At 42.5% G+C, this 26,384-nt stretch carries 19 protein-coding genes; 12 read left to right on the plus strand and 7 right to left on the minus strand.

The annotated features are described in order from the left end of the window. Positions 1–27: 27 nt before the first annotated feature. From A1232T_RS06760 to prmB, 3 genes are all read right to left on the minus strand, one after another. Positions 28–696, minus strand: coding sequence for a nitroreductase family protein (locus A1232T_RS06760; protein WP_077448704.1), 669 nt, complete (start codon positions 694–696; stop codon positions 28–30). Positions 697–1,148: 452 nt separating this feature from the next. Further along, the gene (aroC, locus tag A1232T_RS06765; protein ID WP_077448705.1) at positions 1,149–2,252 is read right to left on the minus strand and encodes a chorismate synthase; all 1,104 of its coding nucleotides are present in this window, start codon (positions 2,250–2,252) and stop codon (positions 1,149–1,151) included. A gap of 99 nt (positions 2,253–2,351) precedes the next feature. Then, positions 2,352–3,542 (minus strand): 50S ribosomal protein L3 N(5)-glutamine methyltransferase, encoded by a 1,191-nt coding sequence (prmB, locus tag A1232T_RS06770; RefSeq protein ID WP_077448706.1) that lies wholly within the window; start codon positions 3,540–3,542, stop codon positions 2,352–2,354. 375 nt (positions 3,543–3,917) lie between these two features. Between prmB and A1232T_RS06775 the strand changes: the two genes are divergently transcribed. From A1232T_RS06775 to A1232T_RS06790, 4 genes are all read left to right on the plus strand, one after another. Continuing rightward, complete coding sequence (locus A1232T_RS06775) at positions 3,918–5,213, plus strand: L,D-transpeptidase family protein (RefSeq protein WP_208606923.1); 1,296 nt, start codon at positions 3,918–3,920, stop codon at positions 5,211–5,213. Positions 5,214–5,289: 76 nt separating this feature from the next. Next, positions 5,290–5,931: a 2-polyprenyl-3-methyl-6-methoxy-1,4-benzoquinone monooxygenase gene (gene coq7 / locus A1232T_RS06780; RefSeq protein WP_077448707.1), complete on the plus strand. Its 642-nt coding sequence runs from the start codon at positions 5,290–5,292 to the stop codon at positions 5,929–5,931. 272 nt (positions 5,932–6,203) lie between these two features. Next, positions 6,204–7,109, plus strand: a complete 906-nt coding sequence (locus A1232T_RS06785) for a tetratricopeptide repeat protein (protein WP_077448708.1) — start codon at positions 6,204–6,206, stop codon at positions 7,107–7,109. 296 nt (positions 7,110–7,405) lie between these two features. Then, positions 7,406–9,946 carry an esterase/lipase family protein gene (locus A1232T_RS06790; protein WP_077448709.1) on the plus strand — a complete coding sequence of 847 codons (2,541 nt, stop codon included), beginning with the start codon at positions 7,406–7,408 and terminating at the stop codon, positions 9,944–9,946. An 84-nt stretch (positions 9,947–10,030) separates the two neighbouring features. Here A1232T_RS06790 and A1232T_RS06795 read toward each other — a convergent pair whose 3' ends face one another. Both A1232T_RS06795 and lpxB read right to left on the minus strand, forming a co-directional pair. After that, on the minus strand, positions 10,031–10,936 hold the full coding sequence (locus A1232T_RS06795) for a ribonuclease HII (protein ID WP_077448710.1): 906 nt from the start codon (positions 10,934–10,936) through the stop codon (positions 10,031–10,033). Between the two features lie 65 nt (positions 10,937–11,001). Further along, entirely contained in the window at positions 11,002–12,297 is a 1,296-nt protein-coding gene (lpxB, locus tag A1232T_RS06800; RefSeq protein ID WP_077448711.1) for a lipid-A-disaccharide synthase, read from the minus strand. Positions 12,298–12,661: 364 nt separating this feature from the next. On the opposite strand from lpxB, the gene A1232T_RS06805 reads away from it, so the two are divergent. Next, positions 12,662–13,747 (plus strand): 3-deoxy-7-phosphoheptulonate synthase, encoded by a 1,086-nt coding sequence (locus A1232T_RS06805; RefSeq protein ID WP_077448712.1) that lies wholly within the window; start codon positions 12,662–12,664, stop codon positions 13,745–13,747. 124 nt (positions 13,748–13,871) lie between these two features. Here A1232T_RS06805 and pepN read toward each other — a convergent pair whose 3' ends face one another. After that, complete coding sequence (pepN, locus tag A1232T_RS06810) at positions 13,872–16,562, minus strand: aminopeptidase N (protein WP_077448713.1); 2,691 nt, start codon at positions 16,560–16,562, stop codon at positions 13,872–13,874. Positions 16,563–16,725: 163 nt separating this feature from the next. On the opposite strand from pepN, the gene A1232T_RS06815 reads away from it, so the two are divergent. The 3 genes from A1232T_RS06815 (at position 16,726) to A1232T_RS06825 (ending at position 19,035) form a co-directional block, all read left to right on the plus strand. Next, positions 16,726–17,373 (plus strand): DUF6231 family protein, encoded by a 648-nt coding sequence (locus A1232T_RS06815; RefSeq protein WP_077448714.1) that lies wholly within the window; start codon positions 16,726–16,728, stop codon positions 17,371–17,373. Between the two features lie 277 nt (positions 17,374–17,650). Beyond that, positions 17,651–18,163: a peptidoglycan-associated lipoprotein Pal gene (gene pal, locus A1232T_RS06820; protein ID WP_077448715.1), complete on the plus strand. Its 513-nt coding sequence runs from the start codon at positions 17,651–17,653 to the stop codon at positions 18,161–18,163. 65 nt (positions 18,164–18,228) lie between these two features. Beyond that, complete coding sequence (locus A1232T_RS06825; RefSeq protein WP_143513963.1) at positions 18,229–19,035, plus strand: 4'-phosphopantetheinyl transferase family protein; 807 nt, start codon at positions 18,229–18,231, stop codon at positions 19,033–19,035. 124 nt (positions 19,036–19,159) lie between these two features. Here A1232T_RS06825 and A1232T_RS06830 read toward each other — a convergent pair whose 3' ends face one another. Further along, on the minus strand, positions 19,160–20,011 hold the full coding sequence (locus A1232T_RS06830) for a hypothetical protein (protein WP_077448717.1): 852 nt from the start codon (positions 20,009–20,011) through the stop codon (positions 19,160–19,162). A 742-nt stretch (positions 20,012–20,753) separates the two neighbouring features. On the opposite strand from A1232T_RS06830, the gene ahcY reads away from it, so the two are divergent. The 4 genes from ahcY (at position 20,754) to A1232T_RS06850 (ending at position 26,338) form a co-directional block, all read left to right on the plus strand. Further along, complete coding sequence (ahcY, locus tag A1232T_RS06835) at positions 20,754–22,175, plus strand: adenosylhomocysteinase (RefSeq protein ID WP_077448718.1); 1,422 nt, start codon at positions 20,754–20,756, stop codon at positions 22,173–22,175. Between the two features lie 120 nt (positions 22,176–22,295). Further along, positions 22,296–23,159, plus strand: coding sequence for a methylenetetrahydrofolate reductase [NAD(P)H] (gene metF / locus A1232T_RS06840; RefSeq protein WP_077448719.1), 864 nt, complete (start codon positions 22,296–22,298; stop codon positions 23,157–23,159). 4 nt (positions 23,160–23,163) lie between these two features. After that, positions 23,164–24,063, plus strand: coding sequence for a 16S rRNA (uracil(1498)-N(3))-methyltransferase (locus A1232T_RS06845; RefSeq protein WP_077448720.1), 900 nt, complete (start codon positions 23,164–23,166; stop codon positions 24,061–24,063). Positions 24,064–24,544: 481 nt separating this feature from the next. After that, positions 24,545–26,338 (plus strand): acyl-CoA dehydrogenase C-terminal domain-containing protein, encoded by a 1,794-nt coding sequence (locus A1232T_RS06850; RefSeq protein WP_077448721.1) that lies wholly within the window; start codon positions 24,545–24,547, stop codon positions 26,336–26,338. The last annotated feature ends 46 nt before the right edge of the window (positions 26,339–26,384 follow it).

A 26,384-nucleotide genomic window follows, 5' to 3' on the forward strand; every position in this document is an offset into this window, starting at 1 on the left:
GGTTGATGATGCGGTTCAATCTCTGATTTATTCTGCTTCGTAGGTTATAAAATCAGTCGTATCAATCTCACCTCGGCCTGGCATCTGGCAGTGAGTACTTCCTACATAGACAAAAGCGGTGACGTAATCTTCAGAACCGACATTAAAATAGCTCTTCACAGCCGGCTCGTTAGCCAAAGGTCCTGTGCGCCACACTGTGCTAAATCCTTGGGCTTTTAAAGCCAATATTAGATTTTGTACCGCAGCACCTGTACTTAGTAGCTGCTCAAAAGGCGGCACCTTTTCGTGATACTGCATACGCGTGACCACAGTGATAATCATTGGCGCTCTTAGGGGCATCTTTAACGTTTTCTCAACGGTCCGTTCATCCAGCTCTTGTCCTTCACGCTGAGCCTTGGCTTTTGCTGCTGCTAGTAGTGCCCGACCAAAATCATGTCTTTTTTGACCCTCTGTGACAATAAACCGCCAAGGTTGTAACTTTTTATGGTCAGGGGCGGTCATCGCACAAGCGATAGCCGCTTCAATTTGATCCTTCTTTGGAGCAGGTATGGTTAAATTCCCAATACTACGACGAGATTTTATCCAATTAATAACTTGCTCATCTGTGACTTTAGTCGACTGAGCATTATCTTCAGTACTGTCTGCCCTACTCTCTGTATTTTTTACTAAATCATTATCAAAATTTTGGTCGGTCATAATAGCCTCTATTTATAATTATTCCTTTAAGTGTATTAACTATTAAATGTATAAATGTGGTAACGATGAGCCAAGTTACTTAAGCTAAGTTATTCAAGCTAAATTACTTAAAGCTGAATCATTTATTTGTCTTTATCGAGTTCATTACTAACTATTTCATTACTAACTATATTGGTACTTATCTGATTTTTTACAATATTTATTACCAAACTGCTACTTATCTGATAGTTTGAAAAAGGACAGGGCGTATTAAAAAAAGTAAGGCAGGTGTTAGGATAGGATTGAAAAAATCAAAAACTAGGCTGGGCTGTACATTAAACCCAAAAACCCCAAAAAAATAAGCAGACAGTCAAAACTGTATAAGACAAGCCCACCGCTACTTATTATAAGCAACGGTGGTTCTTAAAAACGTTGGACCTTAAATAAGTAGGCCTTGGCGTTAAGCAGTAACCCTATGCTATGGCAGATACTGGCGGTTTAACATCCGCATTTTGACCACGATGGCGTAAATAGTGATCTAGCAGTACGATGGCGAGCATGGCTTCAGCAATAGGAGTTGCTCTAACACCCACACAAGGGTCGTGACGACCTTTGGTTAGCATTTCTATAGCATTGCCTTCGACATCGATGCTCTTGCCTGGAGTAGTAATACTAGAGGTGGGCTTAAGTGCAATACTTACCTTGATGTCTTGGCCTGAGGAGATTCCCCCTAAGATACCACCTGAGTGATTGGCCGTGAAACCTTCTGGGGTTAGTTCATCACGCGAGGTGTGCCCAAACTGCTCAGCGACATTCATGCCATCGCCAATCTCCACACCTTTTACCGCATTAATACTCATCATTGCATGAGCAATATCAGCATCAAGACGATCAAAGACAGGCTCTCCTAAACCAACAGGCACTCCAGAAGCAATAACCTCAAGTTTTGCCCCGCAGCTGGTACCCTCTCTTCTTAAACGCTCAATTAAAGCCTCAAATCTTGGAATGGCCTCGGCATCGGCACAGAAAAAAGGATTGCTATTAACAAATTGCCAATCAATATTGGCAGGGTCTTGTACGGCTGTGGCCTCATTGCCCATCTGAACCACATGACCTTGAATCGTAATACCAAGGCGCTGCTGCAAGTATTTTTTGGCAATCGCGCCAGCTGCTACCCGCATCGCTGTTTCGCGGGCTGAAGAGCGACCACCGCCTCGGTAGTCACGAAAGCCATACTTCATACTATAAGTATAGTCGGCATGACCGGGTCTAAAGGTGTCTTTGATATCACTGTAGTCTTTTGACTTTTGATTGGTATTGCGAATCAATAGACCAATTGAGGTGCCTGTGGTTTTGCCTTCAAACACCCCAGAAATGATTTCGACTTCATCTGGCTCACGGCGCTGGGTAGCAAACTTAGAAGTGCCCGGCTTACGGCGATCTAAATCTACCTGTAAGTCAGCGCTGCTCAACTCCATGCCTGGTGGAATACCATCCACTATCGCCAACAGTCCCTCGCCATGTGATTCGCCACATGTCGTTACCCTAAACACCTGTCCAATACTGTTCCCTGCCATAACTTCTGCCCATTTTTTTCTAGTTAAATTTACCCATCCACTTTATCAATCCTTATCACTTTCACAAGTTCTATCTGTGGATGGGCAGTGTATAACGTCTTACGAGTCTAATTGCGCCACTTGAGCGGCAAATAAATGACGATTATTTAACAACTCATCACGATCAATAGCAAAGACACCGCTACCGCCACGAGCAAAGCTTAACCAGTTAAATTGAATTTCAGGATAAGCCTGACGTAATGCCCAGTCACTGTCCCCTACTTCACAGACCAACAGACCTTCTGGTGATAGGTAATCTGCAGCTTCATTTAAAATTTTATGAACTAAGTCTAAGCCATCTTGACCGGCAGCCAGCGCATGCTCTGGCTCATGGATAAACTCAGGAGGAAGCTCTGCCATAGCCGCCGCATCCACATACGGAGGGTTAGTAACAATCAATTCGTACTGGTTTTCAGCAGGAATTTTGTCAAATAAATCAGACTCAATTAGATTTAATTGATGCTCCATACCATGATGCTCTACGTTGACCGCCGCCACTTCTAGAGCTGAATTATCAATGTCTGCTGCATCTACTAAGGCATCTCTAAATCGGCTAGCCAGCGCCACTGCGATACAAGCTGAACCTGTACACAGGTCTAAGATACGCTCTGGCTGATAAAGCTGCTTATCTTCTAACCCATGTAGATAAAATGAAGGTCTATCAGGAGTAGAGTCTGCACCTAATGGCTGAGCCCTCTCATTGGTCTCAAAATACGGATAAAACTGCTGACGGATTAGCTCGGCGATAGGTGATCTTGGAATAAGAACTCGTTCATCGACATAAAACGGTAGGTCACAAAAGTAAGCCAAATTAACTAAGTAGCTTAGAGGCTGACGATATACGATGCGTGACTGAAGTAAGGCCAAGACTTCTGCTTTTTCTGAAGAGGTTAAACGGCAGTCAAGGATTTGCTCATCTGCAGACCAATCCAGCGATAAAGTATGCAATACAATAGCAGCGGCTTCAGCAAAGACATCATTGGTCCCTTGTGCCACAACCACATCATAAGTGCGCAGCTGAGTCACACAAAAGCGGATAAAATCACGAATGGTATAAAGTGATTCAGCCGCTTCATGACTGGCGGCTAGTAACTCATCAAACTCGCCATTTAACGAATTATCGAAGGCGTCTTCTTCCAAAGCTCCTTCTTCAGAGCCTTGAATTTGAGCCAATAAAGCTTGAGCATCTAACGAAGATAAAGAGCGGTTTGAATTGGTTGTCTCGTCTAGATTTGAGTTATCTGTTGACATAGTTAATCTGCTATTCCCATTACTGAGTTAATTTCTAAAGTAAAACTTCTAATGCTTCATTCTATCTGATATTAATCAAATCTGATATTAATAAAAACTTGGATAGTTTTACAGGCCTGCCCATTATAACCAACATTTTTTGCAAGGCACTATAATTCTCACTAGACCACTTTAATCTTAATGTCCAAGTGGTAGCCTCTTTATCAAAACCTAGCCTTTAATTGGCCTTTAATTAGCGATAATCACTTCTTTATAGATTTAGATAAGCTTTAGATAGCACAATTGTTACAGTTACTTTCAATTTTGTGGTAAACATTTGCCACTAGCTGCTTTTCATCGCATAATAGCAACACCTTTATTATTGTGAATAACTGTATGACTATGAACGCTAAACTTACCCTTACCAAAATGCCAACTAAATTCGCGCCTAAGCTACTTGCAACGACTGTCGCAGCTACCTTATTTGCTTTTAGTGGCTCTGCAATTGCTGAGACAACTCCTAAGGCTAAGCCAGTTGATAGCCTTCAGAAATTAATTAATGATACGGAGAGCGAAAACAAACGTGCTGCCCTTGCCAAAGCGAAGCAGGCAGATGAAAGTGCTGAATTGGCCAGTGATGACGCTGACGATGTGGCCATTCAAGCTCAGGTCAACAGTGAAATTGCCGAACAATCTGAAGAAGATGCTGAGTCTGGTCAGGCCGTAGCGATCGCTACTCCGACTTTAGATGACGACTCTATTAAGAGCATTGAAAATAAAGACGGCAAAATCTATAAAACTACCAACCTGTCAAACTATGCTCGTGCGGTAAACAGTGCAGTTTGGACCCCAAATATGCGCAGAAACACAGCCATGACTGTGAAAATGCAAGCCCTACTAGATTGGAACCATGCTTCACCAGGCCCTATTGATGGTGGCTGGGGCATGAATAGTACCAAAGCTGTGGCTAACTTCCAGACCATGAAAGGTTTACCTAGCACCGGTAAAATGAACGCAGCTACTTGGAATGCGTTAACTAAGAATATCGACCCAAATCAGCCGGTATTGGTGGAATACACTCTGACCAAAGATGATGTGAATACCAACTTTGTGCAGACGCCTTCTGGCTCAGCCGCTAAGTCAAAGATGAAAGGTTTGTACTATCAAAACATCAAAGAGATGTTAGGTGAGCGCTTCCACATGGATGTTCGCTATCTTGAGAAGCTAAACAAAGGTAAGAGCTTTACTGAAGGGGAAACCATCACCGTTATTAACGTGGGTACGCCATTAAAAGCTAAGATTAACCGTGTGGTAGCAGACAAGGCTTCAAAAACTTTGTATGCCTATAATGGAGATAAGCTGGTAGCGACTTATCCGACGACTGTGGGCAGCACTGCAACCCCTTCACCAACCGGTACCTTCAAGATTGTCAACAAAGTGAAAATGCCTTGGTATAAATCTACTGTGAAAAGTGGTGACAAAAAAGAAGTGTTCATGCTACCTCCAGGACCAAACAACCCTGTGGGTGTAGTATGGATGGGTCTGTCTAAACCTTCATATGGTATCCATGGTTCTCCAGTACCAGAAGGCATTAGCCGTCAAGCTTCTGCAGGCTGTGTGCGTTTGACTAACTGGGACGTACTTGAAGTCTACGCAAACATTGAAAATGGGGCTTCAGTAGAGCTCAAGTAAACTGGGCTTAAGTAAGCTGGCTATTTTATAAATATTGACGTTAATAAATCGATAACAAGTAGAAAAAGGGCTCGTTATGTCAAAACATTTGAGTATTATAGATCGTGCTATTGTTGGCTTTGATAGCAGTTTGCGCTCCATAATTCCCCATTCAAATCAGACTGCGCGCCCCCTACCTGTCAGCTCTGATGAAATGCCTGAGCTTTCTATCAATGAGTCTCGCCATGTGGCGGGGCTTATGCGTATTAACCACACTGGCGAAGTCTGTGCCCAAGGCCTGTATCACGGTCAAGCTTTCACCGCAAAAGATAACCAAGTTAAGCAGGCCATGCAGCATTCTGCTGACGAGGAGATTGATCACCTGGTATGGTGCGAGACTCGTCTTGATGAGCTAGGTAGCCACCCCAGTGTATTTACGCCCGTTTGGTACGGATTGTCTTTTGGTCTAGGGGCTATTGCAGGTCTTATTTCTGATGAATTTAGCTTAGGATTTGTGGCAGAGACAGAAGCTCAAGTGAGCGAGCATTTGCAAGAGCACATCGACTTATTACCAGAACAAGATATTCGCAGTAAAGAGATTTTGGCCCAAATGAATATAGAGGAGCTTGAGCACCGCGAAGCTGCTCTAAATCATGGAGGCAAAGCCTTATCAGCCCCTGTTCGCGTGTCTATGCGCTGGATGGCCAATCGCATGAAAGGTTTGGCTTATCATTTATAATTTATAGTTTTTGGCTCAATCTAACTTTTATTTTTCGATTTTCTAAGTGGCGTGCTCACTTCTTTAGTAAATGATAATCAAAGTTTACAACTGGCCTCTTTAATGCTTTTTATAAAATTGCTATGTTATAGCACTTATTATATTGAATAGTCCTAGCTAGCGGCTCAATACTGAACTAATAACTATCAGACAGATTTAGCCGCTATGCTAGTTGTGTAATTTTGGATATATAACCCGCATCATTAATTAATATTGATTATAAGGACCTAATAATGAATAAATCGGTATCTGCGAAACTTGTTTCAAGTGCTCTTTTAGTAAGCTTGGTTGCCACAGGCTGTGAGTCTCTTCCCGTCCCTGGTATTGGCTCATCTTCTAGCAGTACAGCGGTAGTAGACAATACTGATACGGCAGCTGCCATCGAAGCAGACACCACAGGTGGTAAGGTATTCAAAGTTAAGTATGATTCCAATGAATTAAAAAATGATCCTTTAGTTAATTCAGTAGACATCACCGCAACTAACTTACCTGGTATCCCAACCCCAAATGTTGCAGTATCAGATGTCAACTACATCCCGACCGTATTAATTCCTAAAACTCGCAACAATCCAGATGAGCAGTTAGATGTAAGTTTATTAGATGATTTCATCAACGAAATTAGTCCAAACGCTCGCCACTATCCACCAAACTTCAACAGCAAATCTGATCAGTACTATGCCAAAGAGAAGCTAAAAGAGTTAGAAAAGTGGCTACGTCCTTTTGCAGAAGATGAAAACGCTTCCTACGAAGTATTACTAAGAGCTGCTAAATTAAACGGTATGGGCCGTAACTTAGACTTAGGCTCTAACTTCGCAGTACGTGGCAGTACTTTTATTGCCAAAGCGATTGATAGACAGCCTAATAGTGCTGAAGCAAACTTCATCTATGGCATGATGTTATCTGAAGGTGGTGGCTTTAAAGAAGGTAAAAAATACCTAATGAAGGCAGCTTCTCAAAGCTACAAAGAAGCTGAGCAGAGCTTAGCACAGGCTGACCTGCTTAATGATAACCGTCCTGCAGCGCTATCTCGCTTGAAATCTTTACAGCAAAAGCACCCTAACGATGCCACTATTGCTAAGCAAATTGAAATCGTTGAAGCAGGTAAATACTATATTTGGGACTTACCTACTGCAAAATAAGTTCAATAAAAAGAGGCACTAACGCTCTTTGATTACCTATCAATGAGTCTATTTCGCTCAAAAAATAAAGCCACTTAATTGTGGCTTTATTTTTTTCTATTAATTACTTTATCTCTACCTTTTAGCTTAGATGTATTCTTACCCCACTCCTCTACCTCCTTGATATCTGCTGTGTTATTTCATAGCAATTTATTAAAAATAAGGTATTATAATTTTCAATAGCTTTATTTTTATTCTATTTAATTAAATGAAACCCACGGTTTTATTTGTCTAAGTCATTGATGATGGACATCTTTATGCACAGTAACTTTAAAATATCTAAATTGGCTACCTGCTTTGCCTTAGCATCAAGTGTTTTAGTCATGGCTTCTTGTAGCACAGTTTCCGTTAGCCAAAAAAACTCAAGCAGAACCATTGCCGACAACCGAGGTAATATCGTCACTCGGCCCACTTTAAGCAACAAAAGCGCCTCGCAACTACTTTCGGTAGGTATGCCTGAAGATCAGTGCTTGGAGGACTTTAATAAATGCCTAAACCGAATTGATAAAGGCATTTTAAATAAAGATAATAAAGGACATCTGGCATTATTAGCCGAACTACACCTAGCCAAAGCTAGGTCTATTGCGGATTCTGAAACCTGTGTCAAAAGAATTATCCGCGCTCCTATTGACCCTTATTATGCCAATGCCCCCAAAACGGCAGAACAACACGCCGCCTCACTACTGTACTTACGAGAATGTAATACTGCGTACCGCGATCACTTATTGAGCGCCATTAAATACAGTTACGCCTACCTGTTCTATGCCCAGTTAAACCCCAACGCCAATAAACAAAAAAAGATACTAACCAAGCCTAATAATTTATCGACCAATTTAGATATTCAAACTCAAGATGTCTATGAAGCTGCTTCTGATGCCCTAATCAAGCAGCTGTACTCTAATAAAGATCATACCCAGCAGTCCGATAAGATTACCTCTTTTATCGAGCCAGAACTCACCAATGACCCTAAGCATTCAAACGCTAACAAGTCGGGTTATCCCAATGGTGTTAAATATGGTGATCAGATTAAGGTACTTAACTTCACCTTCCCTCCAATTAAAGAAGACAAATATTTGGCTGAAATTGTGGCTGCTAAGCAAAAGTTAGAAAAAGAGTCAGGCCGACCTACTGACGAGCCGACCACTGACTTTAAGGCTTTAATTAATAAAGGGGTAACCACCTCTATTGACCTGTATCTACCCAATGAGCCTGAGTATCTACAAAACACGGAAACCCATAATAAGAGTATTGATGAGCTTTATGCTAGCCATGACTTAAGCTTCTCTGGCCTAAACACCATCAGTGAACGTGAAGGTGTTGGCATCAGCTATGTTACCTTGTTTGATGAGCGCCTTAATACTTCAGTAAAAGGCTTAATCACCTCGGATAATAAGAAACTAAACTCAGAAAACCCAATGGATAGGATTCACCTAACCGGCAACTTACTGTTGACTGGCGTGGTTTTACCACAAGGAGAGACTCTACAAGAAGTTTTAGGCAGTAATAATTACGATATTAAGCTGTACAACCCACATCATACCGAGAGCATTGATATCCTTGGCGAGCCTTACTACTTAGCCGCTAACTTCTCAGCAAGTTATGGCATGTGGTTGGCTGAAAACCGTCTAGATAATGTGGGCTACTTTAACTTGTTATCTAAGCAGCAAAGCTTAGTCCTGCCTCATCTGTTTATGCTGGAGCCTTATGATCCTAATAAGCGCATTATCATTATGCTGCATGGATTGGCCTCAAGCCCAGCCACTTGGATCAGTATCACCAACGATATCTCAAGTGACAGTGAGCTGCGTGAGAATTATCAAGTGTGGCAGATTTTCTATCCCACAAATATCCCAATTTTAGAAAACCGTTATAGAATTCAAGAGCTTATTGAGACGGCATACAACATTAATGACCCCAACTCACAGCACATAGCCAGCAAAAACTCAGTATTAATTGGCCATAGTATGGGCGCAGTTATTGGACGCATGTTGGTCTCTAATGAGAAGCTTCAAGATAAATTTCACCGCTTAAGCCAAGAAGAAAATACCCTGCGCCTGAGCAAGCTGGTTAACAATGAGCTGGATAGAGAGAACCTGCTAAATAGATTGCAGTTAAATCAGCTAAAAAGTGTTGATACCGCGGTATTTATTTCTGCTCCTTTTAGAGGCACAGACTTCGCTGACAGATGGTTTACTCAGTTATTAAGACGGGTGGTACATTTGCCGCTTGGCTTTATCCAGACCATTACCGGCAACTTGGCCAGTATTGCCAGTGAGGGTGAGCTTGCTAGTAACCCTCTTGGGGCTCTGTATTTCCAAAATGGCGCCAGTCAATTAAGTGACAAGTCCTCTTTTATGAAGCTGACTTCAGACTTGCAAATTGCTGACGATGTGACATATCACTCCATTATTGCCAATAGAGACTCAGACATTTATAACGGCTTTATGCGATTAAGGCTATCAACAGCGCCTAGCACCAGTTTATCCGATACTAAGGCTCCTGATGTGCTGAAAGCGGGGGTTAACCTATCGTCTTTTGAAGAAGAGGATTCTGAGGGTGCGATTGATGATGCCGCTGATAAGCTTGAGGATATCACCACAGATATCGCTGAGACAGTGGCACCTGCTATGTCTGATGGCATTGTACCTTATGGCAGCTCTCACTTAGAAGGTGCAGCTTCTGAGACCATTATTAAAGGCGGTCATAGTATTCAGGATACTCCAGAGGCGGTGTTAACTTTACGCAAAATTTTACATCAGCATTTAAAACAGCACCCCATTGACACTGAGCGCCAATAGTCTTTGAGCGACTTAACTTACACTTAACGTAATTAACTCAAAAAAACAGACACATAAAGCGTCTGTTTTTTTGTCTTTTTAACTTTACTGCTCAAGAGCTTGTTGAACTGGCTTAAAGCTACGTCTGTGCTGCGGCAATACTCCCAACTGCTGAATGGCTTCGATATGAGCCTTAGTCGGATAGCCTTTATGACCTTCTAAGCCGTAGCCTGGGTATGTGGCCCCATCAGCGATAAGCTGTCTATCACGACTGACTTTGGCCAACACACTCGCCGCCGCTATGGCACTGTGGCGGGCATCACCTTTTACCCACGCCTCACCATAAACCGAGCACTTTGACCCTCGGAAGTTACCGATTCCATATTGCTGTAATAACGACCAGTCTAAATCGGGTAATTTATTACCATCTACCAATAAATTAAACCGTATATTTGGCTCAGTTGTATTTGCCAAATTTGGACGCAAGGCGCCTACAACAGCAATCATCAGCTGCTCGCCAGCCAACCGCATACCAAGCATAGTGGCTTGTAGTATATTCACCTCATCGATGACTGCTGCCGGAATTTCAACGATTATATAGGCCAAAGCGTGCTGCTTAATAGGATCAAAAAGACGCTCTCGTTTTGCTTCGGTTAGTTTTTTTGAGTCAGTGAGTATCGATAGTGCGGTATCTTGCAAAGGATTTTGCTCAATTTCAGCAGACCACTTGCTGGGCAAAATAGCCCCTGACACAACCACACTGCCATACAACGGCCCTCGCCCTACCTCATCAATACCTATATCAAAAGTTAATAAGTCAGCATTTTGAGAAGCTGCTTCTATAGCTACCGTATTAAGGGGGGTCTCAAGGTTTTGTAGCTCATCTTTTAGCAGCTGCTGGTCGATATTACCCTCAATTTTAATGGGCGCAGCTAGTGGCAAAGGTAAACTACTTTGTGCCGTAGAAGAAGGTAAAGCTAATTCAGTCAGGGTTTGGTAAAAAGGGGTCATTAAAAAGCTGCTTAGTAATTAGTAAAAATAGATAAATAAGGGATTAGCTCAGTTTGGCCTACAACTTATGACTTATTAACAAGATTGTGGTTTATATAATCATGCCAAGCATTAACGACCGCTGATACAGCACTTTGACTGCTTTGCTGCTTTAACCAAGTAGAGGTCTCATCCAAACGAGTTAACTGCTCTTGGTAAGCCTGTGGTGTCATCAAACGTGTCACAGTACGGCAAATATTATCACCATTGGCCTGCTCTTGAAGAAGCTCAGGCACAATCTCCTCTCCTGCCAATATATTTGGCAAAGATACATAAGGCACTTTCACCAATCGCTTCGCTATCGCATAGGTCAGCTTTTTCATCTGATAGACCACGACCATTGGGCGATTGAGCAGCATAGCCTCTAATGTGGCCGTACCAGAGGCGAGAACAATCAAATCTGACATGGCCATGATAGATTGGCTAAAGTGTTGCTGCTGCTGAGTTTCATCATAGGCTACTGCTACAGCTTTTCTCAGTGATTCATCTTGACGCTCTATCAAATCTTTTACGATGTACTGATGATTCTTGTCTACTGTTGGGACAACAAAGCAGAGCTTTTCATCTACCAATAACAGCCGGCTCACAGCATTTAGCATCAATGGCAAAATAGCATTAATCTCTGAGCGTCTAGAGCCTGGCATCAAGCAAATCATCTGGCTAATGTCTTCTTTACGATTGGCAAAAAAGTTATGCAGCTCTGAGTTGTTCCAAATAAGTTCACGACGCTGCTCATGAGTCTCAATCTCAACCAAATCTTGTGGCAGGTTATGCAGTAGAGGGTGACCCACACAAACCGCAGGATGATTGTGGCGCTGATATACTTCAAGCTCGAACGGGAAGAGACACAGTACTAAATGAGTGGCTTTCTTGATAGACTCAATACGAGACTCACGCCAAGCCCAAATTGAGGGACTGACGTACTGCACACAAAAGACCCCTTTGGGCTTTAGCTTTTTGGCTACTCTTAAGTTAAAGTCTGGCGCATCAATACCAACAAACCAATCTATCTGTGCCTTGCTAAAAGCAGAAACCAACTCTGAACGGGCTTTTAATAGGTCTGGCAACTGCGACATCACCTCTACCAAGCCCATTACCGCCAAGCGCTCTAATGGAAATAAAGACTGCAGACCTTGTGACTTCATCTTAGGGCCACCCACCCCTACCCAAACGACATCTTCAATAAGATCGTTTACTTGGGCCATAAAATCTGCACCCAAGCTATCTCCCGAAGCTTCTCCTGCAACTATGCCAATCACTAACGGCTTGGTAGGATCTTGAGTGTTCATAGGTTTGGTCTGGCCTGAAGCACTTGCTAACATAGCTAACTCTACTTTATTATCAAAGGATTAGAAGGAACTTAGACTCTGGGTATGACAGGCATGATAAAAATCATCGAATCAGAGCAACAGTATAACAAAAATTTGTAAGGGTCATTCCCCATATGAAGCAATAAGGACAGCTTAACACTTGTCAATCTTAGAATAAGCCTCCATAATAAAGTTATCCCTAAATAAAAGTTATGACTTATTGAGCGAACAAGTACTTGCCCAAATGAACGTTATAAACCTATGATATTTAAGCTTATAAGTTATTCCTATAATTACCACAACTTACCTTATAACGTTATACCAAAAATTAACTTCCCAATGTTTTTAACAATATTTTAAACTAGGCAATATGATTATGACTATAAACTCGACTACCCACACAGCAGATATTGATGACGTGAATATTGAAAAATTTATCCCTTTAATTACTCCTGCTAGCCTGAAAGCCGAGTATCCACTATCTCCAGCCGCTTATGACACCGTACTAAAGGGTCGTACTACTATCCAGAATATTTTAGATGGTACCGATAAGCGACTTTTGGTAGTGGTCGGTCCTTGCTCTATCCATGATGTGGAAGCCGCTCATGAATATGCCGACAAATTGGTTAAGCTTGCAGAAGAACTTAAAGACAGTATTTACATCGTGATGCGTGTCTACTTCGAGAAGCCTCGTACCACTGTGGGCTGGAAAGGTCTAATTAACGACCCTGATATGAATGACAGCTTCGATATTGAAAAAGGTCTACGTACCGCTCGTAAGCTATTATTGGATCTAAACGAAAAGGGCTTGCCTTGTGCTACTGAGGCTCTTGATCCTAATACACCGCAGTATATGCAAGACCTAATCAGCTGGTCAGCCATTGGTGCGCGTACCACAGAGAGTCAAACTCACCGTGAAATGAGCTCTGGCCTATCGTGCCCTGTAGGTTTCAAAAACGGAACGGATGGTGGCATGACTGTTGCAGTTAACGCTATGAATGCCGTGAAATCAGGCCACAACTTCCTAGGTCTATCTAGCGATGGTCAGGTATGTATCATCAAATCAAAAGGCAACCCATACGCTCACGTGGTACTGCGCGGCGGTAACGGTAAGCCAAACTATGACCAGTCTTCAGTTGAGCAGGCTGAAAATGAGCTAGAAAAAGGCAATGCCATGGTGAAAATCATGATTGACTCAAGCCATGCCAACTCAGGCAAAGACCCTTACTTACAGCCTATGGTTATCCAAAACGTGGCTGAGCAAATTAGTAATGGCAACAAATCTATCATGGGCCTTATGATTGAAAGTCACCTAAAAGGTGGTAACCAAAAGCTAACCAGCGACCCAAGCCAGCTTGAGTACGGTAAGTCTATTACAGATGGCTGTTTAGATTGGGATAGTACCGTTGCTTCTCTACGCAACTTACGCAACACCATTAAAGATGTGCTTCCTAACCGCTAATTTAGCGTTTATTGCTTCTATCTTGGTATAAAAAAACGCCCGACATTTAAATGTCGGGCGTTTTTTGTTTATTACTGATATAAAAGAATCTAGCTTATATAACAGGTTTGATATTTACTGCTGACTAGCCCGCCTTCAATATCGTATGCAAGCTTTCTGTTACGTTTTTAGATTTAACCTGTCTACGTAGCTGTTGTAATTGCTGCTTGGCCTCTGCACGCACAGGCTCTGCTAGAGTGTACCAACGTGATAGCGTTTGTAATAAGCGTGAAGCCAATACAGGGTTAGTCTCATCCAGCTTTTGTACCACAGCGATATAAGTTTCTAAACCTTCTTTACTCCAAAGCTTAGTCGGCTGTGCCGCAAAACTGCCTACCACCGCACGAATTCTATTTGGGGTACCCCAATCGAAGTCTTTACGCTCAATAAGCGCTGCAATATCAGCAACTGAAGCATTCTCATCACCTGCTTGTACACTAAACCATAAATCCATCACCAAGGCTTCTTTATTAAAGCGCTCATAGAAGTCCGCCAGCACCGCTTGTTTTTGCGGATGCTCATGGTTAACCATGGCACTTAATGCCCCCAGTCGCTCAGTCATACAGCTGGCTTTTTGATACTGCTCATAAGCCCAATCATGTGCTTCTTCGATACCAGCCGTAAGTGCCATATCCAATACCACATTACGTAGTGCTCGCTTACCTCTGGCTTGTGGCGTGTCTTCATAGCTTTCAATCGGTAACTGGCTATAAACTTGTTGCCAATCTTCGGCCATAAATTGGGCTAAGTTATTTTTTAGCAAGTCTCGTTTTTGCTTCATAACGCTCGGTTGATAATCGCTATTAACCGCCGAAGCAAGCTCACGCTCAGCAGGAATGTCAAGGATTCTAGCCGCTAACATTGCATCGTCTTGCACCAAACTTAAAAATGCTTTTTTAACCGCTTGTAGATAGACCTCTGGCTCGTTATTTTGCAGTAATATTTTATTAACTAAGGCTTGCGCACTTTGCCACTGGTTAAAGCCATTGGTTTCATGGGCCAGTAAGAAGGCCAAATCCGCCTCACTATACTGATACTTCATCTGTACCGGAGCACTAAAGTCACGTAATACAGACACAATCGGCTCTATACCAACAACCGTAGTTACTTGATCAAAGACGAAGTCTTGGCTTTCTTGCTCGAGCATAAGCAGACGCTCTTCAATAAGCTCGCCACTGGTTCTATCAAATAAAGCAGCGGCTACAGGAATAGGCAATGGTTTTGGTGCTTCATACCCTTCTACCTGACGAGTTTTTTGCGATAAAGTCACTGTCAGCTTGCCAACGTTATCCTTACCTAGCTCAAAGCTTTGATGACCTGACACCTCTGGAGTCCCTGGCTGAGTATACCAGTCAATAAAGTGTTCAACCGATTTACCTTCAGCACTCAATGCCGATAGCCAGTCTTCTACAGTCACAGCCTGCCCATCATAACGATCAAAATAGGTGTCTGTGCCTTGGCGGTATTCATCGCCTAAAGTATTGGCCAGCATACGCACCACTTCTGCCCCTTTTTCATAGACTGTGGTGGTGTAAAAGTTGTTGATTTCAACAAAGCTACTTGGACGCGGTGGGTGCGATAAAGGGCCTGCATCCTCTGTAAATTGATAAGCGCGTAGCATAGAGACATCATCGATACGCTGCACAGCAGGCGACTGATGATCGGCTGAGAATGACTGATCACGATAAACTGTCAGCCCCTCTTTTAAACACAATTGGAACCAATCACGACAAGTTACTCGGTTACCCGTCCAGTTATGAAAATACTCATGGGCAATAATAGATTTCACGCTAAAGCTGCGGGCATCCGTCGTGGTCTCAGGGCTTGATAAGACACAAGAAGTGTTAAAGATGTTCAGACCTTTGTTTTCCATCGCCCCCATATTGAACTGGCTAACCGCGACAATCATATAACGGTCTAAATCATAGGCACGGCCATAGTTTTCTTCATCCCAGTGCATTGAGTCTTTTAATGCTTGCATCGCGACGTGACACTTATCAATATCGTATGCTTTAGCATAAATCTGCAGCTTCACATCACGACCTTCGATAGTGGTATAGCTGTCTTCTAATACTGCTAAATCAGCAAAGACACAAGCAAAAAGATAGCTTGGCTTCTTACTCACATCATGCCATATCGCGTAGTGACGATTGCTATCGCCTTCGACTTCCCCAGACTCGATCAGATCTCCATTGGCCAACAAGGTAGGGAACTTTTTACCGGCTTCTAAGCGAGTGGTAAATACTGACAGAACGTCTGGGCGGTCCGGATAATAAGTTATCTTACGAAACCCTTCAGGCTCACACTGAGTCACAAACATCACGTCATCACCTTCACCGGCGATATAAAGCCCTTCTAGCTCCGTATTCTTCTGCGGCTCATGACGCACACTGATTTTTACTACCGCATCATCTGGGGCATCAGAGACAGTCAACTGACCCTCGTCAAGCTGATACTCCCCGTCTTTTAATGCTTTATCATTGATACTGATGGCAGTCAGATCCATATTTTGACCCAACAATACCAAATCCCCTGGATGCTGTCTTTTCATGGTCAGCACACTATCAACAGTGGCGTGATCTTCAAACAATTTAATATCCAGCTCTACTTTTTCAACCGAGTAGCTTGGCGGGGTATAGTCTTTTAAATATATTTTTTGTATCCCTGCATCATCCGTTGCCTCAGTTGCTTCAGGATTATGATCTGGCGCATCTGGAGTCATACTGTCCACAATCATGGCATTATCTTTGGCATCAGTATTGGTTAAATCTGTCATAGAAGTTCTCTTTATTAATTAGTTCTTATTTAGCAGTAGTAGTCACTTATATATTGTAACATTCTGCCTGTTTTTAAACCCATTATGGGTAAAATATGTTATCTATACCCTACTCTATATAATTTTTAGCCTTGCTAACACTCAACCCTATTAAGTTCAAACTATGTCATTAACAAGTGCACAACCTACCTCAAAACTAAATCTTATTGCTGCTCATATTCTACAAGTCATTCACCAACTTTCTTTGGAAACAGACTCTGAGTTAGATAGTCATAATCAATTAGATAACCAAGATAAGTTAGATAGCCCTCATCAATTAGATAACAGTAACGAGGGGAAATACACTGCCTCTATATTATTGGTCAGTGAAGGCAGGATAAGTGACAAGCTTGGCCAGTTGCTGCTACAAAACAATCCAACACTTGTGATTGATTGCGTGACCCTAGCTGAGTTTCAGAACGCCCCCTTTAATAGACGTTATACCCTAGGCTGCCTAATACAACCTTTTGATTTCACTTCAGTCTCTATCAGTCAGGAGAGTCAAGCACAGCCTATCAACGCAAGCTACAGCTCTATTGCCATTAGACTGCGAGACTTATTTGCTGAACAGAGCTTACTGCTCACTTACACGCCCTCCAGTGAGCTTAACTTTGCTAGCTTAGGCTATATTCCTCTGACGATTAAGACCCCTGATGAGCTGCCAGACTTGATAAGTTGGCAATTTAATCTTTATGACTATAAACAGCGACCCGATTGGCTCAATGCCAAATACTGGGCCAACCCTGAAAATTTTGATAAATACAGGTGGTAGTCTCAAAGGCTGGTTATTAATACAAATCTTTCAATAATAAGCAGGGTTAATCCTCAAGCGGTGAGATAAAATGCTTGTTTAATTTTTAAAATTTTGTCATTATCCTGATATGAATTTACAGTAAGACTACTTACATAAAGTAACATCTGCTTTTAAATGTGCTATATTTACAATAACTGTATTTGGCCATTCATGTGGTGTTGGTTAATGAGCGATTTACAACAACATAAGTAATAACATAAGCTCACAACACTTTTTAGGAATCTGAGGATCTACTATGTATTCATCATTAAAAATTTCGGCAATCAGCCTACTTTCAGCAGCTCTTTTAGCCACCGTTGGCTGTGCTAGCAAGCCAAAAACCTCTGAGTTTGTGGTAGCGCCTATGGCAGTACCTGGTAACGCAGCCTATCAAACCGGTCCTTTGGTGAATAACTCAGCAGAAGTACAAGCTGCTGCCCAAAATGTACGTGGTATTGTGCATTTCGCTTTTGATAGCAGTGCAATCAATGCAGAAGCTGCCAATGTGTTAAACGAACAAGTGGCTTTCTTAAAGAATTACCCTGATGCAGTTGTACTAGTAGCGGGTCATACCGATGAGCGCGGTAGCCGTGAATACAACCATGCTCTAGGTGAGCGTCGTGCCCAAGCGGTTAAAAACTACTTAGCCTCTCAAGGTGTTGCTGATGCTCGTGTTGAAACCATCAGCTATGGTGAAGACCGTCCAGCAGCTACCGGTACTGATGAAGCCTCTCATGCTGAAAACCGTCGTGCAGAATTATCTTACTAATTAAGTAGGGTTAGATAAATCAAACGACTCTTAAAAAAACCCAGCTTAGGCTGGGTTTTTCGTATTTGGATCGCACCCCTGTCATGACTGCAGACTTTATTGCTAAAAATTTATCCCTAACTCACACTCAATACTTTGGCTTTGATAGCCAAGGTCATAGCTCCCCTTTATTGTCTGCTACAACGGCTGTTACCTTAGCCGTCTCAAGCTTTGTCTATAACATCGACAGCGAGGTCACTACAGAAGTCAATATAAAGGCTAAATCCCATAGCAAACCACTACTAGCACAAGCTCAAAAATGCGCAGTTCGAAAGCTCTTGTATCAACTGATCTTTGAAAGAATGAAAGACTGGGTATTTACCTATATTCAGACTAATGGAGTTAACTTACTCAAAACAAACGGACTTAAGCTATTAGAAAATAGGTATCCTTATAGACTCCTACCCTTCAACTATTATGTTTGCTTCACCCACTCGGTCAATAAGATAGCCTGTGCTATTCATAGCGATAAAGTTATTGGCATTGATTTAGAAGCAAATCCTGTGTCAATGAAGGTTGCCGAGCGCTACTACACGCCACAAGAAAAGCATTGGCTGTCACAGCTCGATACGGACTTTCTCCCCCAAGCACTAAAGCTATTATGGATGCTAAAAGAGGCTTCGATTAAGCACTCTACGGCAAGCAGTCCCCATTTATTGTCCGGACTTAAAGAAGATAAACTAATGGCTGCACAGGAACTTCTACCTGTATTTACCAAAGAGCGAAATATTAAAACCCCTGAACAGATTTACTGCTATCAAGACTGGGCTAATCTAGAGAAAAGCACTACCTATGTTTATATCGCTGCAGAAAGCTTAGTGGCTATCTGGTAGCAGCCATAGAACACCTATTTTTACTAAATTAAGCCAGCCCCTAACAGTATCTGATGTATAAATTTTAAATATAAAAAAAGCACCCCCGAAGGAGTGCTTTCTTATCATTTGGCTTAGCCAATAATTAGAAGCGGTAAGTTACACCAGCTTTAACGATTGGGTACCAAACATCATCTTTTTGGATGTCATCACGAGCAGCTTTTTCGAAATCAGCGTTAGTTTCGCCGTTTTCACCGGTAACACCGTTTGATTTCACTGTAGCATCCATTTTACCCATGTATGCTGCACCTAACTCACCGAACAGACCCCAATTTTGGTTGATGTTTGGACGGTAGCCCACAGTTAAGTATGGAGCTAGTTTGTTTCTGTTTTCTACTTTAGCTTCAACGTAACCACCGTTAGCTGCATTATCAACAGTATAGTTAGTACCGTTAATCTTAACGTCAGCACCGTTTGCATTATCAGTAGTTAATCTAGCTTCAAGCTTGTTATCTGGAACTAAGATACCAGTACCGATAGTGAAATTGTTAGCCCATGGACGTAAGTTAACACCAAGGTATGGGTTGCTGAAGTCAGCGTCATATTTCATGTCGCCTTTGAAGCTACCATAGCCATCACCTAGAGCTTTACCCCAGTTGATCCATGAGTCGCTAGCGTCTAGGTCTTTAGTACCGTCGTCGCTAAAACCGTTCCAACCAGCAGTTAATTCAGTAGTTTCGTTAATACCCCAAGCAATGTTAGCACCGTAACCTAGAGTACCAATCTCAGCGCTTACAGCAGCAGGGTTAACTGCTTGGTTAAAGAAGCCTTTGCCTGAATCTAGAACGTTAGTACCAGTTTGTTGTACTGGCGCTTCAGTAACTACTACTACGTCGTTAGCAGCTTGTGTGTTGTCAACAACTACTACGTCTTGAGCCATTGCAACTGATGAACCTAGTACTGCTGCTGCAACTGCTGTTAATTTAAAAAGTTTCATAACATCTCCAAAGTATATAACTTAATTGAACCTGATTAAGTGCCTAATAAACAAAAAAGCAATCCAAGCTATTTATACCTCTTATGTACTTAATAATAATGGTACACAATCATATAAAGGTAGCTCGAATTGTCATCCATGAGACACCTTACAAAGGTTTCCCGATTTCCATGTGTGTATTAAACACTTTTTTACAATTAAAGTCATCCCCTAAAAGTTGCCTTTTAATAGGGATTCTGTAATTTTTGCTTACAATTTGTAAGTTGGGTTGCATTATACCCTGCCATACGACAGAAGCTTAATACTTTAACTATGAACCCTTAAGTCATTCAAAGACGAAAAACCAAACACATCAGATGACATTAGTCAGCACATCCTTTACAATATGCAGCTGCCGAGAGGTGTTGCGCCAGTGAGTTTAATAACGACTAATGCCGCTATTATAGCACTTAATACCGCTTTAGTTAACTTAGATAAGACCCACTGTCAGGCTCGGTTAGCCTTTATATAGCTCTATATGATCTATATAAGTAGTAGCTACACAGATTTATCAGAGAATAAATTTCTGATAAACCCTGTATTTTGATTTAATTCAATAGTGATTGTCTGCAACATGAATTTGTCGCATAAATAATCTAATAAGTTGAATTAACTTTATTTATACTCTTGTGTAGCGAATGGGCAAACAACGACACCTGCGTTTCTTTCACCTTAATTTTTTATCAATACCAAGGAGCTCGAGATGGACGCAGTGTCTAACATCGATTCAAAAACCAACCTAGAAAACTTCAGCGACTATAAAGTAGCCGACATCAGCCTAGCGGATTATGGCCGTCGTGAGATTTCATTAGCTGAAGCTGAAATGCCAGCGTTAATGGGCTTACGTAAGCGTTATAGCGAAGCACAACCTTTAGCCGGTGCTAAAATTCTTGGTTGTATTCATATGACCATTCAAACCGCTGTACTTATCGAAACCCTAGTGGCTCTAGGTGCTGAAGTACGCTGGACCTCATGTAACATCTTCTCTACTCAAGACCACGCTGCTGCGGCAATGGCTGCTAGCGGTATTCCTGTGTTTGCTTGGAAAGGCGAAACAGAAGAAGAGTATGAGTGGTGCTTACGTCAACAGTTATTTGTTGGCGGCGAAGAAAATGGCGAGCTTTGGGATGCCAACCTAATCTTAGATGACGGCGGTGACCTAACTGCTCTTATCCATAACGACTACCCACAAATGCTAGACACCATCAATGGTATTTCAGAAGAGACCACCACTGGGGTTCACCGTCTAATCGACATGCTTAATAAAGGTACTCTAAAAGTACCTGCTATTAACGTAAACGACGCGGTAACTAAGTCTAAAAATGACAACAAATATGGCTGCCGTCATAGCTTAAACGATGCTATTAAACGTGGTACTGACATGCTACTTGCCGGCCGCCGTGCACTAGTTATCGGTTATGGTGATGTGGGTAAAGGTTCTGCTCAAAGCTTACGTCAAGAAGGTATGATTGTACGCGTTTCAGAAGTTGACCCAATTTGTGCGATGCAAGCCTGTATGGATGGCTATGAGCTGGTTTCTCCATACATCGATGGTAAAAACACCAACTCAGCAGAAGGCATCAACACTCGTCTACTACAAGATACTGACCTAATTGTAACCACTACTGGTAACTACCACGTGTGTGACAAGCACATGCTTGCTGCGTTAAAACCAGGTGCTGTGGTTTGTAACATCGGTCACTTCGATACTGAAATTGACACTCAGTTTATGCGTGACAACTGGAACTGGGTTGAAATCAAACCACAAGTTCACCAAGTTTACCGCTCAGAAGACCAAGGCGATTACCTAATCTTATTGGCTGAAGGCCGCTTAGTGAACCTAGGTAATGCTACCGGTCACCCATCACGCGTTATGGACGGCTCATTTGCTAACCAAGTACTGGCTCAAATGTACTTACACGAAGAGAAGTTGTCTGAGCTGCCAGCTGATGAACGTGCAAACGGCTTATACGTTAAAGTATTACCGAAGAAACTTGATGAAGAAGTTGCCGCCGCTATGGTCGCAGGCTTCAATGGTGTTATGACTCAATTAACATCAGAGCAAGCGGACTACATCGGTGTTCCTGTTGAAGGTCCATTCAAGCCTGATGACTATAAGTACTAACCTTAATACGTTTTAGTATTTAGCTTTAGACAATAAACTTATTACTATTAAAGGCTGAGGAACTCACTGGTTTCTCAGCCTCTTATTAGGGCGGTATATATTTTTTATCAAGGACAGGGTATGAATAAGCCACAATTTTCTTTCGAGTTTTTTCCAACCAAAACAGATGAGGGCATCACTAAGCTGTATCAAACTTTTGATACGTTAAATGAAATGGCGCCAAGCTATTTTTCAGTGACCTATGGTGCCGGTGGTACCACTCGTGAGCGTACACTAGGGATTGTCGCTGCACTGAAAAGCCGAGCCAACACCCCTATTGCCCCGCACATCTCTTGTATTGGTGATGACAAAAGCCAAATTGCAGAGCTTCTAGATTTCTACAAATCAATCGGCATTGACCGCATGGTGGCTTTACGTGGTGACCTACCTTCAGGCCAAGTAGGCATGGGCGAACTTCCCTTTGCCGTAGACTTGGTACGCTTTATCCGTGAACATTCAGGCGATCACTTCCAAATTGAAGTGGCAGCCTACCCTGAAATGCACCCTCAAGCCAAAAGCTTTGACTCAGACATTCAAAACTTAGTTAATAAATTTGAAGCCGGTGCCAACTCTGCCATCACTCAGTTTTTCTATAACGCAGAAAGCTATTTATACCTACGTGATGCTTTAGAAAAACGTGGTGTCGATACCGACAAGCACAGACTGGTCGCTGGTATCATGCCGATTACCAACTCAACCAACTTAATTCGCTTCGCAGACAGCTGTGGCGCAGATATCCCTCGCTTTATCCGTAAGCAGTTAGCCGATTACGGTGATGACCGTAAAGCCATTCGTGAGTTCGGCTTTGAAGTGGTCCACCGCTTATGTGAAGTGCTTATCTCTGAAGGCGTACCTGCCCTACACTTCTACACCATGAACCGTGTTGAACCCAATAAGCGCCTAGTAGAATCTTTAGGCTTGACCTCTGCAAACACACAGGCTTAATCGCATGCGTCGTTTTTTCTTTAGTCCGAACTTAGCCACACTAAGTTCGGAATCCTCTATTACCACCTCTACTCCTGTCAGCTTAAGCCAGCTTCCTATTGGCAGTCTGCTTAATTTGACGGATGACATTTACCACCATTGGTGCCGAGTTCTTCGTGCCAAAATTGGTGAGCAAAGCCTTATCTTTGATGGTTTAGGCGGGCAAAGTGTTATTGAGTTAGAGACTATTGATAAGAAGTCCGCTCAGGCCCGTGTTGTGGCTCATGAGGATGATGACAATAGCTGTGATTTTCATAGCACCATAGCTATTGTTATGAGTCGTGGTGATAGGATGGATTATGCCATTCAAAAATCAACAGAGCTTGGGGCCACAGCAATCCAACTTCTAACCAGCCAGCATGGTGAAGTACGCTTAAAATCCAATCAGGTCGATAAAAAACTCAATCATTGGCAGCAAGTAGCAATATCTGCTTGCGAGCAGTGTGGACTGAACCGGCCTCCTCTAGTTTTATCCCCTTTATCCATTGAACAATGGTTGAAGCAGGGACTAAGCGCCAGTGAACCTCACAGTGATGTGGCCTATTTAGTAGACAATGACTACTACCAGCAATACTTTAATCAAGTTGCCTTGCCTTTGGTATTAGCGGTGCCTAGCCAAGAAGAGAAACAGCAGCTGAATATTAATGCTTCCATCAAGCAGCATTTTGCTCAAGCCGCGCAGGCCCAATCCAAACCCAGATTTGACATCTTAATTGGTGCTGAGGGCGGATTATCAGAAGCAGAATACCTTCAAGCTCGTGACTTAGACTACCTACCTTGGCAGCTTGGCAACCGCGTCTTGCGTACCGAAACTGCCCCTGTGGTCGCACTAGCTACCTTACTTCACATCAGTGAAACCCGTTAATCATATATAGCTAATTGAGCTTAATTTTTAATGACACAAAGGCCGGTATGAATTGAATTCATATCGGCTTTTTGGTGTTTAAAAGCTCATATTTATTCTGAAGAAAACTGATTTTTCATAAAATCAAAATATTTTTTGTGACCCATAAGTCTGTGCCAGTGCTTGTAAAATAACGGCCTAGCATCTATCTTTTCACTTGGAAGTTTTTATAGGTGGCAACAAAATTTAATAAAGTTCAGGGAAGACTGGTCGTGATTAATGATGACCTTATTTGACTCTAAATCTCTCTCGCCCCTACTAAAAACAAATAATTTTTTAATTTCTTAATACTCTACCTTCAAGTTACTGCCGAATTATCGTGGGCAAGCATCAAATACTTGGCATCAAAATTCGCTAAGTTTGGTCCAACAACTCAAGCCATAATTTGTGCAGTCTAAAACCATAAGTAGTCAACTAAAATCATTCTTTAAAGGATAGTCTCATGCAATATAAAACTCCCCTTCGTGACATGCAGTTCGTTTTACATGAGCTTTTAGACAGTAGTGCCCACTATAAAAGCATCCCTCAGTTCGCTGAAGTAGAACGCGACATTATTGATAGCTATATTGAAGCCGCTGCTAGCTTTGCTGAAAATGAAATTGCCCCTTTAAACCGTAGCGGTGACGAAGAAGGCTGTACTTTCAACAATGGTGAAGTGACTACGCCAAAAGGCTTTAAAGAAGCATACAAACAGTACTGTGAGCTAGGCTTTGCAGCGCTTGCTGCTGAAGAAGAGTTTGGTGGTCAAGGCATGCCTTTCTCATTAAGCACCGTGGTTAACGAAATCATGGGTTCTGCAAACTGGTCATTCTCAATGTACCCAGGTCTATCGCATGGTGCCATCGCAACCATCGAACACCACGGTACTGATGAGCAAAAAGCCACTTACTTAGAAAAAATGGTTACTGGTGAATGGTCAGGTACCATGTGTCTAACCGAAGCTCACGCAGGTTCTGACTTAGGTATTATCCGCACTAAAGCTGAGCCAAATGAAGATGGCACTTACAGCATCACGGGTCAAAAAATCTTCATCTCTGCCGGTGAGCACGATATGACGGATAACATTATCCATATCGTTCTAGCTCGTCTACCAGGCGCGCCAGCAGGTACCAAAGGCATCTCACTATTTATCGTACCAAAAGTAAACGTGAACGAAGACGGCAGCTTAGGCGATCGCAACCAAGTAACTTGTGGTTCAATCGAACACAAAATGGGTATTAAAGCCTCTGCAACTTGTGTAATGAACTTTGACGGTGCTAAAGGCTACCTAATTGGCCCAGAAAACCGTGGTCTAAACTGCATGTTCACTTTCATGAACGTGGCTCGTATCGGTACAGCAGTTCAAGGTTTAACCGCTTCTGAAATCGCATTCCAAGGTTCATTAGAATACGCTAAAGAGCGTTTAGCAATGCGCTCATTATCTGGTGCCAAAGCTCCTGAGAAAGTAGCTGACCCAATTATTGTACACCCAGCCGTTCGCAACATGCTATTAACTGAAAAAGCATTTGCTGAAGGTGGCCGTGCTCTGGTTTACTACTTATCAATGTTTGCTGACATCGTTGCCAAAGGTACTGGTGAAGAGCAAGAGTACGCAGATCAAATGCTGTCTTTATTAACGCCAATCGCTAAAGCTTTCTTAACTGAAACCGGTTATGAAGCGGCTAACCACGGTGTTCAAGTATACGGTGGTCACGGCTTTATCTCTGAGTGGGGCATGGAACAAAACGTACGTGATACCCGTATCGCCTGCCTATACGAAGGAACTACTGAGATTCAATCTTTAGACTTATTAGGCCGTAAAGTATTGGGCTCACAAGGCAAAATGCTAGCCAACTTCACAAAAGTAATTCACAAGTTCTGTGAAGAGCACAAAGATGACGAGTCTATGAACGAGTTCATCGCACCTCTAGCGAAGCTAAACGCTGAGTGGGCTGAATTAACCGCTCAAATCGGTAAACAAGCTGCCCAAAACCCAGATGCAGTTGGCGCAGCAGCTGTAGACTACATGTACTTTAGTGGCTATGTGACTCTAGCTTACCTATGGGCACGTATGGTTGCAGTATCTAAGCAAGCACTGGCAAACGGCACGACTGAAACTGACTTCTATGACGCTAAGATCAAAACTGCTCAGTTCTACTTCAGCAAACTATTGCCACGTACCCGCACTTATGTAGCGCGTATCGACTCAGGTGCTGAGCCTTACATGAGCATGAACGTTGATCAATTTGCCTTCTAATTACAACTGTAACTGCTATTTAGTGTGACGAAATAATGCTACTATT

Source organism: Psychrobacter pasteurii (assembly GCF_900162815.1).
GTDB lineage: Bacteria > Pseudomonadota > Gammaproteobacteria > Pseudomonadales > Moraxellaceae > Psychrobacter > Psychrobacter pasteurii.

What these genes read in the sequence shown, in the direction of transcription:
- A1232T_RS06760 (WP_077448704.1), bottom strand. Translation starts at nt 696, where the DNA reads ATGACCGACCAAAATTTTGATAATGATTTAGTAAAAAATACAGAGAGT.
- aroC (WP_077448705.1), bottom strand. Translation starts at nt 2,252, where the DNA reads ATGGCAGGGAACAGTATTGGACAGGTGTTTAGGGTAACGACATGTGGC.
- prmB (WP_077448706.1), bottom strand. Translation starts at nt 3,542, where the DNA reads ATGTCAACAGATAACTCAAATCTAGACGAGACAACCAATTCAAACCGC.
- A1232T_RS06775 (WP_208606923.1), top strand. Translation starts at nt 3,918, where the DNA reads ATGACTATGAACGCTAAACTTACCCTTACCAAAATGCCAACTAAATTC.
- coq7 (WP_077448707.1), top strand. Translation starts at nt 5,290, where the DNA reads ATGTCAAAACATTTGAGTATTATAGATCGTGCTATTGTTGGCTTTGAT.
- A1232T_RS06785 (WP_077448708.1), top strand. Translation starts at nt 6,204, where the DNA reads ATGAATAAATCGGTATCTGCGAAACTTGTTTCAAGTGCTCTTTTAGTA.
- A1232T_RS06790 (WP_077448709.1), top strand. Translation starts at nt 7,406, where the DNA reads ATGCACAGTAACTTTAAAATATCTAAATTGGCTACCTGCTTTGCCTTA.
- A1232T_RS06795 (WP_077448710.1), bottom strand. Translation starts at nt 10,936, where the DNA reads ATGACCCCTTTTTACCAAACCCTGACTGAATTAGCTTTACCTTCTTCT.
- lpxB (WP_077448711.1), bottom strand. Translation starts at nt 12,297, where the DNA reads ATGTTAGCAAGTGCTTCAGGCCAGACCAAACCTATGAACACTCAAGAT.
- A1232T_RS06805 (WP_077448712.1), top strand. Translation starts at nt 12,662, where the DNA reads ATGACTATAAACTCGACTACCCACACAGCAGATATTGATGACGTGAAT.
- pepN (WP_077448713.1), bottom strand. Translation starts at nt 16,562, where the DNA reads ATGACAGATTTAACCAATACTGATGCCAAAGATAATGCCATGATTGTG.
- A1232T_RS06815 (WP_077448714.1), top strand. Translation starts at nt 16,726, where the DNA reads ATGTCATTAACAAGTGCACAACCTACCTCAAAACTAAATCTTATTGCT.
- pal (WP_077448715.1), top strand. Translation starts at nt 17,651, where the DNA reads ATGTATTCATCATTAAAAATTTCGGCAATCAGCCTACTTTCAGCAGCT.
- A1232T_RS06830 (WP_077448717.1), bottom strand. Translation starts at nt 20,011, where the DNA reads ATGAAACTTTTTAAATTAACAGCAGTTGCAGCAGCAGTACTAGGTTCA.
- ahcY (WP_077448718.1), top strand. Translation starts at nt 20,754, where the DNA reads ATGGACGCAGTGTCTAACATCGATTCAAAAACCAACCTAGAAAACTTC.
- metF (WP_077448719.1), top strand. Translation starts at nt 22,296, where the DNA reads ATGAATAAGCCACAATTTTCTTTCGAGTTTTTTCCAACCAAAACAGAT.
- A1232T_RS06845 (WP_077448720.1), top strand. Translation starts at nt 23,164, where the DNA reads ATGCGTCGTTTTTTCTTTAGTCCGAACTTAGCCACACTAAGTTCGGAA.
- A1232T_RS06850 (WP_077448721.1), top strand. Translation starts at nt 24,545, where the DNA reads ATGCAATATAAAACTCCCCTTCGTGACATGCAGTTCGTTTTACATGAG.